Consider the following 14,237-nt stretch of genomic DNA (forward strand, 5'->3'; position numbering starts at 1 on the left):
GCTTAGAACGGCGGGACCGCCGCCAACATTGGGCGTTATACGGGGGCAGGTCGATGCTTGAACAATTCATTCTCGCACCGCGCATCGCCTATTTCTCGATGGAAATCGCGCTGCGCAACGAGATTCCGACATATGCCGGCGGTCTCGGCGTGTTGGCCGGCGATACCATGCGTTCGGCCGCGGACCTAGCCTTGCCGATGGTGGCGGTGAGCCTGGTGAGCCGCGCCGGTTACTTCCGCCAGGAAATCGATGCCCAGGGCCGGCAGATCGAACGGCCGGCATCCTGGGATCCGGAGCGCTTCGCGCGCCCGCTCGACGCCAAGATCGCCGTGCCGATCGAGGGCCGGGCGGTGTGGATCGGCGCGTGGCTGTACGTGCTCGAAGGCCAGATGGGTGGCCTCCAGCCGGTGTTGCTGCTCGACACCGACCTGGACGAGAACCGGCACGAGGATCGCGAGATCACGCATCACCTCTACGGCGGCGACGAGACCTACCGGCTCAAGCAGGAGATCGTGCTCGGTGTCGGCGGCGTGCGCCTGCTGCAGGCGCTCGGTTTCACAATCCGCCACTACCACATGAACGAGGGTCATTCCGCGCTGCTGGGTCTCGAGTTGCTGCGGCGCTATCTCTATCCGCCCGAGGATCTGCATTCCGGCGAATCGCCCTATGACCTCCCGCGGGTGCGCGAGCTGTGCAGTTTCACTACCCACACGCCGGTCGAGGCCGGTCACGATCGTTTTGCCTACGGGCTGGTGCAGCGCGTCCTCGGCAACGCCGTCGACGTCGAGGCCATGAAACGGCTGACGAACGCCGCCGACGCGCAGCGCAGCCGCATCGCGATCGACGAGGGGCTCATCGATCTCGCAACGCTCAAGCATCTCGCGGGCGAGGACAGCCTCAATATGACGCGGTTGGCGCTGAACCTGAGCGAATATGTGAACGGCGTGGCCAAGCGCCACGCCGAGATTTCCAGGACGATGTTTCCCGGCTATCGGGTGCACGCAGTCACGAACGGCGTGCACCCGTTCACCTGGACTGCCGCAAGTTACCGCAAACTCTACGACCGTTACCTCCCGAGCTGGTGCCATGAGCCCGAACAGCTCGTGCGCGCCGACTGCTGCATCCCCGACGCCGCCGTTTGGGAGGCGCACGTCGAAGCCAAGCAGGCGCTCATCGAGAAGGTGCGCGCGCTGACCGGTGTCGCGCTGCACCCGAAGATTCCGATCCTCGGGTTCGCGCGGCGCATGACCGCGTACAAGCGTCCGGACCTGCTGTTCTCCGACCTCGACCGCCTGAAGGAGATCGCGCGCAACCGCTCGTTCCAGATCGTGTTCGCCGGCAAGGCCCACCCGCACGACGAGGGTGGCAAGCGCCTGATCGAGCAACTGCACGCCCAGGCGCGAGCGCTCGAAGGCGCCGTGCCGGTTGTCTATCTGCCTGACTACGACATGGAGATCGCCCGGCTGCTGGTGGCTGGCGTCGACATCTGGCTCAACACGCCGCTACGCCCACTCGAGGCCTCCGGCACCAGCGGCATGAAAGCAGCGTTCAACGGTGTGCCATCACTGTCCGTGCTCGACGGCTGGTGGATCGAGGGCTGCGTCGAGGGCGTGACCGGCTGGGCGATCGGCGACGCGGCGGGCGCGGGCGATGGCGACGCGCGTGCCCTCTACGACAAACTCGAGCAGGTGGTGCTGCCGCTTTACTACGGGTACGCGCAGGACCCCGGCGGCTGGATCAAGGTGATGAAGGGCGCGATCAGTAAGAACGCATCGTACTTCAACTCGCACCGCATGATGCGCCGCTACGTGACCGAGGCTTATCTGCGTTGAGTCGTCGAGAGGACACAATTGCCATGAACGAGATCGCAGGAACCCGCGTGCGCATGATCGCGACCATGCCCTTCGACGACCAGCGGCCAGGCACCTCGGGTCTGCGCAAGAAAGTGACGGTATTCCGGCAGCCGCGTTATCTGGAGAATTTCGTCCAGTCCGTTTTCGACACCCTGGCGTTGCCGCCGGGCAGTGCACTGGTGCTGGGCGGCGACGGCCGTTACTACAATCGCGAGGCGCTGCAAATCATCATCAAGATGGCGGCGGCGAACGGGATCGGACGCGTGCTCATCGGACGGGACGGGATTCTGTCCACGCCGGCCGCCTCGTGCGTGATCCGCCAACACGGCGCGTCCGCCGGTATTATCCTTTCGGCCAGCCACAATCCGGGCGGGCCGCAGGGCGACTTCGGCGTCAAGGTCAACGGCGCCAACGGCGGGCCGGCACCTTCGGTGCTCACCGAAGCAATCTACACACGCAGCCGCGCTTTGTCGGCCTACCGGATTCTGGATGCGCCCGATGTGGCACTGGAGCGACTCGGGCAATCGAGACTGGGCGAGATGATAGTCGAGGTCATCGACCCGGTGGCCGATTACGCGCAGCTGATGGAATCGCTGTTCGACTTTACGGCGATACGGGCGCTCTTCGCGAGCAGGTTCCGTCTCTGTTATGACGCCATGCACGCGGTCACCGGTCCTTACGCCAAGGAAATTCTGGAGCGGCGCCTGGGCGCGCCCGCGGGCAGCGTGATACACGGCGAACCGCGGGCCGACTTCGGCGGTGAGCCGCCCGATCCCAACCTGGTGCATGCCCATGAACTGGTGAGAATCATGAACGGACCTGATGCACCCGACTTCGGCGCCGCCTGCGACGGCGATGGCGATCGCAACATGATTCTGGGACGACGGTTCTTCGTCACGCCGTCCGACAGTCTCGCAGTGCTTGCGGCCAACGCGCGGCTCGCGCCGGGCTATGCTGCGGGCCTCAAAGGTGTCGCGCGCTCCATGCCCACGAGTCAGGCGCTCGACCGAGTGGCGCAGCAGCTCGGCATTCTCTGTTATGAGACGCCAACCGGCTGGAAGTTCTTCGGCAATCTCCTGGACGCGGGGATGATCACGCTGTGCGGAGAGGAAAGCTTCGGCACCGGCTCGAGCCACCTGCGCGAGAAGGACGGGTTGTGGGCGGTGCTGTTCTGGTTGAATCTCCTTGCGGTGCGGCGCCAACCGGTGGAAATCATCGTCCGCGAGCATTGGTGGACGCATGGACGCCACTTCTACACGCGTCACGATTACGAGGGACTTGATCCGGTGGTGGCGCGCTGTCTCATGAAGCAACTGCGCGGGCGGCTCGGCCGCCTGCGGGGCGAGCGCCTTGGAACCCGTCGCGTGCGTGAGAGCGACGATTTCGAGTACACCGATCCGGTCGACGGCAGCGTGACTTCCGGGCAGGGTCTGCGCCTGTTTTTCGAGGAAGGGGCGCGTGTCGTGTTCCGCCTCTCCGGCACCGGTACCGAAGGGGCGACACTGCGCATTTACCTGGAAGCCTTCGAGCCTGACCCGGCGCGGCACCACCTGGATCCGCAACAGGCCCTGGCCGGGCTGATCAGCGTGGTGCACGACGTTGTACAACTGCGGCAACGCACCGGCCGCCATGCGCCTACGGTCATTACCTGAGTTAGCGTTGGAGGAGCAGTGAGGGGTGAAACCGTTTCAATACCGGAAGCGCCTGCATGAATATTGCGGACGACGCGACCCGCGGGTGGAGCATCAGACTTTTCCTGTTGTTGGCCGCCGCGTTCACGATTGCGGTGGGCTACGGGGTGATCCTGCCGGTGCTGCCATTTTTTCTGGAACGCGTGACGGCGGAGGGCGGTCGTTTCTCGGTATCGTGGCATACGGGGATGTTAACCGGCGTGTACATGTTCGCGCTGTTCGTGTTTGCGCCCCTGTGGGGATATATCTCGGACCGTCTCGGACGCCGTCCTGTGATTCTGCTAGGGCTCGCCGGTTTCAGTGCGACCATGGTGCTGTTCGGTCTGGCGGGGAATCTGACGATTGCCTATCTCGCCCGCGCCCTGGGCGGGTTGTTCTCCGCGGCCGTGCTGCCGGTAACCCTGGCCTACGTCGGCGACGCCAATGCGCTCGCGCAGCGGGCGCGCGGTTTTGCGTGGTTGAGCGCGGCCAACGCCCTCGGGTCTCTGACCGGACCGGCGCTGGCCGGTTGGTTGTCCAATGTGCGCCTGCCCGCCGCCATAGCGGGGGATATCTTGCCGGCCGGCAGCATCGCGCTGCCGTTCTTTGCGGCGGCCGTCATGGGCGGGCTCGTCTGGCTGGGAATTTATTTTTGGTTTTCCAAAGCGGCGCCGGTACCACGTGCTGAAGACGTCAACACGTCGACGCCGAAGAATCAGCCCTTGACCGGGCTGCTGATTTTGACGCTGCTCGTCACGTTCGGTCACGGCAGCTTCATGGTCGTTATCGCCTTGCTGGGCCAGCAGATATTGAATCTTGCTCCGTCCCGCATCGGCATCATGTTCATGGAGTGCAGCCTGGTCATGATCGTTGCGCAGGTGCTGATCTTTATGCCCCTGGTCAAGCGCCTTGGCCGCCATCTGTTGGCGCCGGCATTCATTGTCATGGCCGTCGCTGTGGGATTGATTCCTTACACCGTGAACTATTCGATCCTGCTGGTTCTGGTGGGACTGACTGCCGTGACCTCCGGACTGCTGATTCCGGCGCTGACCTATTTGATTTCATCCGCTGGCGGGTCGCAGCAGGGCGCGGCCTTGGGTCGACAGACCTCCGTCGCCAGCCTCGGTCAGGCGCTGGGCTCGGCGGCGGCCGGTGTGCTGTTCGGGCTTATGATGCCGGCGCCGTTCTGGCTCACCGCCGGGTTGCTCGTGATCGGCGCGGGGATCGGTTTGGTTGTGGCGCGTCGGGCGTTGTTCAGGGGCTGAAATAAAGTATTAAAGTATTTAAGCAAATTCTAATCTGGCAAATATGAGTGATGCCCATGAGTTATTTTATTGACATAAATCACACATAAAGAAGAATGTTATTTTTGATAAGCCGGATAACAATAGTCGGGAGAGACATTCAAGGAAGTTCTTGCCATCCGGCATTTCAGCAAGTGGCAGAGAGGAGCATCGACAATACAAAACCCATTATTGATCTTTCACCCATGGAGGAAATTCATGAAATGGCATCTTGTTGTCAGGGTTGTTGCAGCGTGTCTTCTGTTTGGTCTGGCCTCGTCGGCGGGTGCTGCTACCCGCAATTACACGCTGTACATCACCGCCGGAACGTTGACGATTAACGGAAGTGGCGGCGCTTCGATGGCCGCCTGGGGTTACACCGAAGTCGCGGGTACCCCGAAATTCCCCGGACCGACATTGACGGCGAATGAAGGCGATACCGTCAACATTACGGTCATCAACAACCACACCATCAACCACAATTTTCTTGTCAACGGTATAACGACGGATACCGCCGCCATCGCCCCGGGGGCCAGTCGCGTCTACTCCTTCACGGCCAGCACAGCTGGCACTTATCTCTACTACGACACGCTCAACAACAACATCAATCGCGAGATGGGCTTATACGGCATGCTTTGGGTCGGACCGGCCGATGGCAGCAACAAGGCTTGGACCAATGGGCCGTCGTACAGCTTCCAGCGTTTGTGGGTGCTGGGTGAGGTGGACAAACCGCGCTGGAACGATGTCGCCGGCAGTGGCGGGACCGTCAACACTTCGGTATACAAGCCGAATTATTTTCTCATTAACGGTCAGGGTGGATTCGATGGCATGCATAACACCGCCACGACCATTGACGGTGGCGTGGGGCAGACCGCGCTGGTGCGTATCGTCAACGGCGGGCAGTTCGCGCAATCGTTGCACTTCCATGGCAACCATGTGCAGGTGCTGACGATAAATGGCATACGCCAGAGTTCGCCATACAAGCAGGTGGATGTGATCAACATTCCTCCACTCGGAAAAGCCGACGTGCTGTTTCCCCTGAACCAGCTTGGCGAGTATCCGATGCACAATCACACGGCCCAGATGGAAACCGCCAATGGCGTGTACCTGAACGGCGTCGCCACCATGATCATCATGCGCTAATGCACGGAGGAGAAATCAAATCATGAATATTTCATCAATGATCAAGACCGGCATTGCTGGCATGTTGGCGCTGGTCGCCAGCGTTATTTTCAGCACGGCGCATGCCGTCAACATCAATCTCACCAAGTGCGTCACCACCCTGAACAAGACCATGAGCGATGGTCAGCGTGTCACTTTCTGGGTCTTCGGCACGGGCGGCATGATGTGCGGAGGAGGAACGTTGCCAGGCGCGGTGGTTGAAGTAGGTGTTTATCCATCCGGCGTCAGTACCACTGACACCCTTAACCTCACACTTAATATGATGATGGCCCCGCAGGAGGCCGCGCCGTACAACGGCCACACCATCCACCTGCACGGGGCAGACGTGACGACCAGCGAGGACGGCGTGCCGGAGACCGGGGCGCCGGTGAACGGCGATACCTATACCTGGACGCCGACGCGCGATATGGCCGGGAGTTATATGTACCACTGCCATGTGCATACGGTGAAACACCTGGAGATGGGTATGTATGGGGCGCTGATCGTGCGACCCAGGAACGCTGGCGGTACTTTCCTCAATCAGCTCACGCACAACACGGCGACAGCGTATAACTACGTGCAGAACTATGTGCTGGGCACGGTGGACCCGGCGTATCACACCGCCACCGGCGACTCGACCGTGTTCGCCGACTACAACCCGCGCTACTTCCTGATCGCCGGCAACGAGGGCCGGACCACTTCCGCACCCGCGATCAGCCTGACGGCGGCACGGAGCAGCAAGGTGGCACTGCGGTTGATCGGACTGCATTCGGCGAACAGCACTTTCGCCGTCAAGGACGGGTCCGGCAACGCCAAGTCGTTCACGGTGTACACGCAGGACGGGCGCGAGCTGTCATCGCCCCAGACGGTGACGAGCCTCGATATCACCCCGGGACAGCGCTTTGACATCATCTTCACCACGCCGTCCACGGCCGGCACCTGGTATCCGCAAGTGACATACAAGGACCTGCGTAATAACACGGCTTACACGAATGGGGCCGTCTATGGTCGGGTGACGTTCTAGGCTTTTCGCAGCAGGCAGTCATGGGCGGGCCGCTGGTAACAGCGGCCCGTTTGCGATACTCAGTCTGGCCCGTGCTTTGAGAAGTTGCTGGCGCTCCACATGGCGGTTTATGCACGGCGCTGTGGGTCACATTGGGCTTCCCACCTCAGAATGTTGCGATGACTACACGTGGATTACGATAATTCCAAACAATCCGGTTATCTGAACACCGGCCAGACGAGCTGCCACGATGAGCACGGGCGGATCATCCCCTGCGCCGGCAGCGGACAGGACGCCGAGTTTCACACCGGCATTCCGTGGCCGAGTCCGCGCTTCGAGGTGCGGGATGAGATCGTGCTCGACCGCCTGACGGGTTTGATGTGGACGCGCAACGCCAATCTCGCGGAGTACCCGTTGACCTGGCAGGAGGCGCTCGGTTTCGTCGCCGGCACGAACCGCGAATGCGCCATGGGCTGCAACGACTGGCGCCTGCCCAATCGACGCGAACTGCGCAGCCTCGTCAGTCATCAGACGCACCGACCGGCGCTGCCAGAGGATCATGCTTTTATTAACGTCTTTCCTAGCTGGTACTGGACTTCAACCACCGCCGCGATCAGTCCGGGGCATGCTTGGTACGTGAATCTGGACGGTGCACGCATGTTTTACGGTGGCAAGGATCAGTCGTATCTCGTATGGCCGGTGCGCGGTGAAAGTCACGTGCTTCCTGTTACCGGGCAGGGGCTTTGTTCTGATGTGCAAGGTCAGGAAATTCCTTGCCGTGGAACCGGGCAAGATGGCGAACTGCGCGCCGGGTCTGCTTGGCCTCAGCCACGTTTCACGGGGCAGGGCGACAGGGTGTTTGATTGTCTCACCCATCTGTATTGGATGCGGCATGCCAATCTGACGCACGAGCCCGTCAGCTGGTCTGAAGCGCTGGCGGCGGTTGCTGCGCTGAATCGTGAACAGTTCCAAGGTGGATACTGGCGGTTGCCGAACATCAACGAATTGGAGTCGCTCGTGGATTGCTCTGCGCACAGCCCGGCATTAACAGCAGGACACCCCTTTAGCAACGTGCGCGATGTTTACTGGTCATCCACCACGAGCCTGTTCGAACCCGATTGGGCCTGGGCATTGTATATTGACAAGGGCGCGGTCGGCGTCGGACAGAAGCGGCAGGCGCGGTTTTACGTCTGGGCGGTGAGTGACACGTAATCAGCGGGCCGAACAACTATTTTGCTCCACCGCTGACTTCGCCTGAGCGCCGGCAGGCGGAACTGGCAGGGTGGATTCTCGGGGTTGGGTAGCCCATGAACTGCAAGATCGGTAGATACCTACAACCGGTCTATCCACGCCTGGATCTTCCCCAGAATGACCTCGAACGGAATTTGCTCGTTGAAGTAAAGCGGTGCCGTGGCCTGGTAGGCGAGGGTGTATTGTTTCCGGGTTGCCGGGTCCGATAAAAGAAACGCCTCATTTTCAGCGATATTCAGATCGTCGCCTGTTCTGAAACGGTGTTCCTTCCGCGCGCGATATTCAGGGGTGCCGATGAAGGCGATGACCTCCGGATGGTCCAGGAGTTGACTGATGTCGTAATAATGCCGTAGGAAGTTGGGCGGCAGTTCCCCCTTTTCCTGCTGTTGCCGGAACTTGGTGGAGACGGTTTGCAGCTTTTCGACGAAGGTATAACCAGGGTGGTAACAAGGAACGTCGACGGCTCGGTTGTCTTCGATGGTTATATGGCTTTCCGATGCCTTGTCGAAGGCCCAGGAAGAGATCGTCCGGGGCATGTTCGGCAGGGTGTCATCGAAGCCGAGCTCCAGGAGAATGCCCTCCTTCAGCCCGGCGGGATGGTCAAAGGCGCTGTCGTAGCGTAACCGGATGCCGCCGCTGCGGTATTTCTCGTCATCGAAGGCACGATCGCGTGACACCTCGCTGATACCTGTGATTCGAATCGTATCGCCGAGCCAGTCGTAAAACTGTTTTCGGGATGCGATATGGCGTGCCTTCTTGGTTTGGGTCGGTGCGGTGAAGACCTCGAAGGGGGCGCCGGCCGGGTCGATGCGAATGTCGAGGTCTTCCGAGAAACGCTGGACGATGCCGAAACCCTTAGACAGCGAGGTGCCGCCCTTGAGTTCGAAAACGAAACCCTGTGCCGCCAGCCCGTACAGGCAGTGCATGATCCAGTAGTCTTTCTCCACGAGCGCCGGTAACAGCTGGCGCTCGGCGGCGACGATCCGGATCAGATCGGCAAAATCAGATCGCTCGTGCAGGTAGGGGTCAGGCGGCATCCGCCAGCGCCTGGTCGAAGAATTTTCGGGTGGCGACCTTGCCGTAGTCACGCGCGGCCAGCCGGAGCTTGCCGGCGTTCAACTCCTTGGCTTTGGCGCGCGCCCGCGCACGCAGTGTTTCCACGTCTTCGGCCAGCGCGGGCAGATTATTCAGGAGATCCACGAGCAGAAATTCTTCCGTGAGTTTCCGGGGGAAGCGGGGTTTGCGGCGGAACTCGAAGGCGTGGCCGCCCAGCGTGAAGCGGCCATGGCGCTTGTGGTTGTAGACGACGTGGGTGTTATAGAGCTGGGTCGTGCCCAGGCCCAGGGTGTTGTAGGCATTCGGGGAGGTGAGCAGGAAGTCGTCCTCCTTCAGAAAGCGGCGGACCAGCTCCCGCTCCTCTGCCGGCACCCGCCCGAAGACCGAGGCCTTGGGGTAGTAATACAGCCCGTTCTGAAGTTTCTGCAGCACGCCCGCCGCGACCAGCTCACGGGCATGCCGGTCGACGCTTTTCGACCATTGAGCCAGGTCCGCGCGCCGGTACACGCGACCGGGGCACAGGTGCCTTTTCAGCTGTTCCGAGCGATTCATGGCCATTTCCTCTGATAAAGAATATAACGCCGGTCGCCATGAATGACAAGAAAATTATTAAAAAAACATGCATTATGTTATATAAGTTACTGTAATATAAATAAATATGTTGTTACATAAGTCGTTAAAACAAGGCTGTGCCTGGCGAATTGCAATTCGCCAGGCACAGGTTCATTCTTGAAATCTGTCAGAAAAATGTATATATTTCTGACATATGAAAAAGGTCACGCTAACGTTGATGCAACAGATCCTGGCGCAGGTCGCGGGAGCGCCCGAAGGTGCCACGCTCTCCGCGAAAGCGTTATTGCACCTGGGCAGCCGGGCGGCACTGGATCAGGCATTGTCACGCCTGGTGCGCCGGAGACAGCTCATGCGAGCAGGGCGAGGGGTCTATGTACGCCCGGTTGAAACGCGCTTTGGTGTCCGCGCACCCTCCGTGGAAAAGGTGGTCGAGGCCATCGCCAGCCGGCGGGGCGAAACGGTGGTTTCGCACGGGGCCGCTGCTGCCAATGCGCTGGGCCTCACATCGCAGGTACCCGTCCGTATGGTCTACCTGACCTCCGGTCGAAGCCGCCATTTGAAGCTGGGCGCGCAGGTCGTGGAGTTGAAGCATGCGCCGGGGTGGCAACTCATCAAGGCCGGAGAACCCGCGGGCGAAGCCGTGCGTGCACTCGCGTGGCTGGGTCCCGCCCATGCCCCCGAGGCACTCAAGACCTTGAAGCGGAAACTGTCCGAGTCCGAGTTTCGGGCGCTGGGAGCCACCCGGCACGTGCTGCCGGGATGGCTGGCCGAGCAGGTGAGTGCCGAGCTGGCCGCAAATGGCTGAGATCTTTCTGCGACTCTCTCCCGAAGAGCGGCTCGAGGCGCTGGGCGTCGCCGCGACCAGTTCGGGGCGGCCGCTGCATCTGCTGGAGAAGGATGTCTGGGTCGTGTGGGCGCTGGCGGCACTGTTCGAATCACGCTTCGCCGGTCATCTCGTCTTCAAGGGCGGGACCTCGCTATCGAAGGCCTACCAGGCGATCCGGCGGTTCTCGGAGGATATCGATGTCACCTATGATATCCGCGAGTTGGCCCCCGATCTGGTCGGGGATGCCCCGGAGGCGCTGCCTGCCAACCCCAGCCAGGAGAAGAAGTGGACCAGCACGATCAGAAAGCGGTTGCCGGCCTGGGTGGCAGAACAGGCGCTGCCCCTCATCCAAGCCCGGCTGAAGGAGATCGATGTCCCGGCCAGGGCAGAGGCTCATGGTGAGTTCATCCGTATTGCGTACGATGCCCTTGCTCATGGAAAGGGGTACGTGGCACCGGTGGTGACGCTTGAGTTCGGGGCGCGATCCACGGGCGAGCCGTGCGCGGTCAGGCCCGTGACATGCGATGCCGCCAGATTCTTGTCTGGTCTGGTGTGGCCCGAGGCCTCGCCCCGCGTCATGCGTATCGAGCGGACCTTCTGGGAGAAGGCGACGGCCATTCACGTGTTCTGCCGCCAGCAGCGGTTACGGGGCGAGCGGTTCGCGCGTCACTGGCACGATCTGACGCGACTCGACATCGCCGGATATGCGACCAAGGCGCTCGACGATCGGGATCTGGCCCGTGCCGTCGCGCGACACAAGGCGTTGTTCTTTTCGGAGAAGGACAAGGCAGGAAACGAGATCGACTACAAGGCCGCGGTCTCCGGCGACCTGCAACTCGTTCCCACAGGCAGGGCACGGGAGGCGCTGGAGGCGGATTATGATCGAATGGTGGAGGATGGCATTCTGCTCGACGATGTGGATCCGTTCGCTCTCGTGATCGACCGCTGCCGTGCCATCCAGGCACGGGCCAATGTCGGGTCAGGGAGCTGATGCCGTCTAATCCCGCTTGACCCATCGGCATCGGTGTTTCCCTGTCCAATATGGTTGTCCAATGCAACGCCAACTTACTGATCCCTATCGAACCGTTACGTGCTGGTAATATTGGACAATGATGCGGTAATATCTTGATGTTAATGGATAACGCGCCGGATTCGTAATCAGTAGGTCGTCGGTTCGACTCCGGCCACCGGCACCATTTTCCGGTTGTCGGCTACAATTTCTGCATGATTTCGCGCCGGACTGCCAGAAAAACCCGCGGCACCATGAAAATTGATCCCGCCAGTGGTCTCGTGCGGGGAGTGCAGTTCGTGGCCTCACCCAATCATGATGCCCGTCCGGATGGCGCGCCGGTCGACATCCTGGTCATTCATTCCATCAGCCTCCCGCCGGGAAAATTCGGCGGTCGCGGTGTAGAGCAGCTGTTTTGCAACTGCCTCGATCCTGACGAGCATCCCTATTACCGCGAGATCAGGGATTTGACGGTTTCCGCGCATTTTCTCATCCGTCGTAATGGCGAAATCATCCAGTTCGTACCCTTGCACCGGCGTGCCTGGCACGCCGGGCAGTCGTATTGCGAGGGGCGCACGCGGATCAACGATTTTTCCATCGGCATCGAGCTGGAAGGCACGGACGATATGCCGTTTGAAAAAGCACAGTACGAATCTCTGGGCAGACTGACCAAAATCATCCGGCGGCGCTATCCCGCCATCACCCCTGAACATGTCTACGGGCATGGCGACATCGCACCCGGTCGCAAGACCGATCCCGGACCAATGTTCGACTGGCAACGATATCTAAAGTCGCTCGCCTAGGGCTTGCCATGCGCCAGCCATGGCCAGTACATTAGATGCAAACAAGGATGAAGAACGATCGGCATGAGTGAGATACTGATTATAGTTCTGCTGGCGATCCTGCTGGATCACCTGATTCCCGATCGTCACGGTTTCAAGCCTTTTGTCTGGTATCGTGACTGGGCGGAATCCATCGAGGAACGCTTCAACGGCGGCAAGCGCACGCACGGCATCGGCGCCGTCATTCTGGCAACGTTCCCGATTGTCGCCGGTGTTTTCCTGATTCACTACATTCTCGGCGAGCTTGGCTGGATATTGCGCATCGCTTTCGACGTGGTGGTGCTCTATCTGTGTGTGGACGTTCACCGTCTCAGCAAGACAGCGGCTGGCATATCGAGCGCACTGGAATCCGGCGAGCTGGGCGAGGCGGACGAGAAATTGCGGGAGCTGACCGGAAAAGGCGTCTCGGAAAAGGGCGACACCAGCATCGCGCGCGCCGCCGTCGAGGGTGTGCTCAAGCAGGGAAATTCGCTGATCGTGTCTCCCATCTTCTGGTTCATTCTCCTCGGTCCGGTCGGCGCGGTGCTGCAACGGCTGAGCTGCATTCTTGATTCGCTCTGGGGCCATCGTTACGAACGCTTTGCCGAGTTCGGCTGGGCGGCGGCCCGTTTCGACGATCTGATGGGCTGGGTTCCGGCGCGCATCACGGCGCTGTCCTACGCGCTGATGGGCAGCTTCGAGGATGCGCTGCACTGCTGGCGCAAACGCGTCGGTGTCTGGTCCGACATCAACAGCGGCCCGTTGCTGGCTTCCGGGTTCGGCGCCATGCACATGCAGATCTGCGAAGCGGCCGATGAAGGCGAATATGAAGAACGACTGTCCGATCTCACCGTCGTCCCGGACGCCGGTCATGTGCAACGGGCCGTGGCGCTGGTGTGGCGGGTGCTGCTGTTGTGGCTGGCGGTTGGTATCCTGATGACCGGCGCGCATCTGATCGGTTTTATTTCCGGTTGATCCATCAAGGCCTGTCCCACGCGCGTTCTGCGGATTTGCAGTGTCCATTGCGGTAGCGGCAGGACTTCGCCCGAACACCCCATGCCACACAAACTGATCACGACGCTGGACCTGATGCGCCACGGCGAACCGGTGGGCGGACGGAAATACCGCGGCCAGCAGGATGACCCGCTGAGTGAAAAGGGCTGGGCACAGATGTGCCAGGCAGTGGGTGATCACTGCCCGTGGCAGGCCATCGTGAGTTCGCCGCTGTTGCGCTGCGCTGATTTTGCCCGGGAGCTGGCCGCGCGCCACGGATTGCCGCTGGATATGGATGATCGCCTGGTCGAGCTGGGGTTTGGTGCCTGGGAGGGCCGCACGGCCGATGAGCTGACTGCGGAAGATCCCGAAGTGCTGGTACGTTTTCGCCGTGATCCGGTCGCGCACGCCCCGCCAGGCGCGGAACCGCTGGCCAGGTTTCGCGGCCGGATTCTCGAGGCGTGGAACACCCTGCTTGAACGCCACCGGGGAAAGCAGGTGCTGGTAATCGCGCATGCGGGCGTGATCCGCATGATGGTGGCGCAAGTGCTGGGTATTCCGCTGCCGTATATTTTCAGGTTGCAGGTTCCGAGCGCCGGCATTACCCGCCTTCGTGTCGAAAGCGACGGGGATGATCTGTTCCCGCAATTGCTGTTTCATGCCGGCATTCTGTAGTGTCGCTGTTGCCAAGCCATCCTGCGTCCCAATGAAGAAATACCGCACCGGTTTATTCTGCGG

At 61.0% G+C, this 14,237-nt stretch carries 13 protein-coding genes; 11 read left to right on the forward strand and 2 right to left on the reverse strand.

Features of this window, described 5'->3' with window-relative positions; all coding sequences use genetic code 11:
• The first annotated feature begins 53 nt into the window (after positions 1-53).
• The 6 genes from glgP (at position 54) to SCL_RS04905 (ending at position 8,182) form a co-directional block, all read left to right on the forward strand.
• A complete protein-coding gene (glgP, locus tag SCL_RS04880) occupies positions 54-1,832 on the forward strand; it encodes an alpha-glucan family phosphorylase (protein WP_096360181.1) in 1,779 nt (592 codons plus the stop codon).
• A 23-nt stretch (positions 1,833-1,855) separates the two neighbouring features.
• Positions 1,856-3,505, forward strand: coding sequence for an alpha-D-glucose phosphate-specific phosphoglucomutase (locus SCL_RS04885; RefSeq protein WP_096360182.1), 1,650 nt, complete (start codon positions 1,856-1,858; stop codon positions 3,503-3,505).
• Between the two features lie 56 nt (positions 3,506-3,561).
• Positions 3,562-4,788 (forward strand): MFS transporter, encoded by a 1,227-nt coding sequence (locus tag SCL_RS04890; protein WP_096360183.1) that lies wholly within the window; start codon positions 3,562-3,564, stop codon positions 4,786-4,788.
• Positions 4,789-5,025: 237 nt separating this feature from the next.
• On the forward strand, positions 5,026-5,949 hold the full coding sequence (locus SCL_RS04895; RefSeq protein ID WP_096360184.1) for a multicopper oxidase domain-containing protein: 924 nt from the start codon (positions 5,026-5,028) through the stop codon (positions 5,947-5,949).
• A gap of 22 nt (positions 5,950-5,971) precedes the next feature.
• Positions 5,972-6,991, forward strand: a complete 1,020-nt coding sequence (locus SCL_RS04900; RefSeq protein ID WP_096360185.1) for a multicopper oxidase domain-containing protein — start codon at positions 5,972-5,974, stop codon at positions 6,989-6,991.
• A gap of 168 nt (positions 6,992-7,159) precedes the next feature.
• Positions 7,160-8,182 (forward strand): Lcl C-terminal domain-containing protein, encoded by a 1,023-nt coding sequence (locus tag SCL_RS04905; protein ID WP_197702717.1) that lies wholly within the window; start codon positions 7,160-7,162, stop codon positions 8,180-8,182.
• A gap of 119 nt (positions 8,183-8,301) precedes the next feature.
• Here SCL_RS04905 and SCL_RS04910 read toward each other — a convergent pair whose 3' ends face one another.
• Both SCL_RS04910 and SCL_RS04915 read right to left on the reverse strand, forming a co-directional pair.
• The gene (locus tag SCL_RS04910) at positions 8,302-9,258 is read right to left on the reverse strand and encodes a nucleotidyl transferase AbiEii/AbiGii toxin family protein (protein WP_096360186.1); all 957 of its coding nucleotides are present in this window, start codon (positions 9,256-9,258) and stop codon (positions 8,302-8,304) included.
• The gene (locus SCL_RS04915; RefSeq protein ID WP_096360187.1) at positions 9,248-9,829 is read right to left on the reverse strand and encodes a hypothetical protein; all 582 of its coding nucleotides are present in this window, start codon (positions 9,827-9,829) and stop codon (positions 9,248-9,250) included. Before SCL_RS04915 ends, SCL_RS04910 begins: the two co-directional genes overlap by 11 nt.
• 214 nt (positions 9,830-10,043) lie before the next feature.
• Between SCL_RS04915 and SCL_RS04920 the strand changes: the two genes are divergently transcribed.
• From SCL_RS04920 to SCL_RS04940, 5 genes are all read left to right on the forward strand, one after another.
• Positions 10,044-10,655 (forward strand): DUF6088 family protein, encoded by a 612-nt coding sequence (locus SCL_RS04920; protein ID WP_096360188.1) that lies wholly within the window; start codon positions 10,044-10,046, stop codon positions 10,653-10,655.
• Complete coding sequence (locus SCL_RS04925; protein ID WP_096360189.1) at positions 10,648-11,667, forward strand: nucleotidyl transferase AbiEii/AbiGii toxin family protein; 1,020 nt, start codon at positions 10,648-10,650, stop codon at positions 11,665-11,667. Before SCL_RS04920 ends, SCL_RS04925 begins: the two co-directional genes overlap by 8 nt.
• A gap of 272 nt (positions 11,668-11,939) precedes the next feature.
• Positions 11,940-12,488 (forward strand): 1,6-anhydro-N-acetylmuramyl-L-alanine amidase AmpD, encoded by a 549-nt coding sequence (ampD, locus tag SCL_RS04930; protein ID WP_096361845.1) that lies wholly within the window; start codon positions 11,940-11,942, stop codon positions 12,486-12,488.
• Between the two features lie 63 nt (positions 12,489-12,551).
• A complete protein-coding gene (locus SCL_RS04935; RefSeq protein WP_096360190.1) occupies positions 12,552-13,481 on the forward strand; it encodes a cobalamin biosynthesis protein CobD/CbiB in 930 nt (309 codons plus the stop codon).
• Between the two features lie 81 nt (positions 13,482-13,562).
• Positions 13,563-14,174, forward strand: a complete 612-nt coding sequence (locus SCL_RS04940; protein WP_197702718.1) for a histidine phosphatase family protein — start codon at positions 13,563-13,565, stop codon at positions 14,172-14,174.
• The last annotated feature ends 63 nt before the right edge of the window (positions 14,175-14,237 follow it).

This window comes from Sulfuricaulis limicola (assembly GCF_002355735.1).
In the GTDB taxonomy this organism is placed as follows: Bacteria; Pseudomonadota; Gammaproteobacteria; order Acidiferrobacterales; family Sulfurifustaceae; genus Sulfuricaulis; species Sulfuricaulis limicola.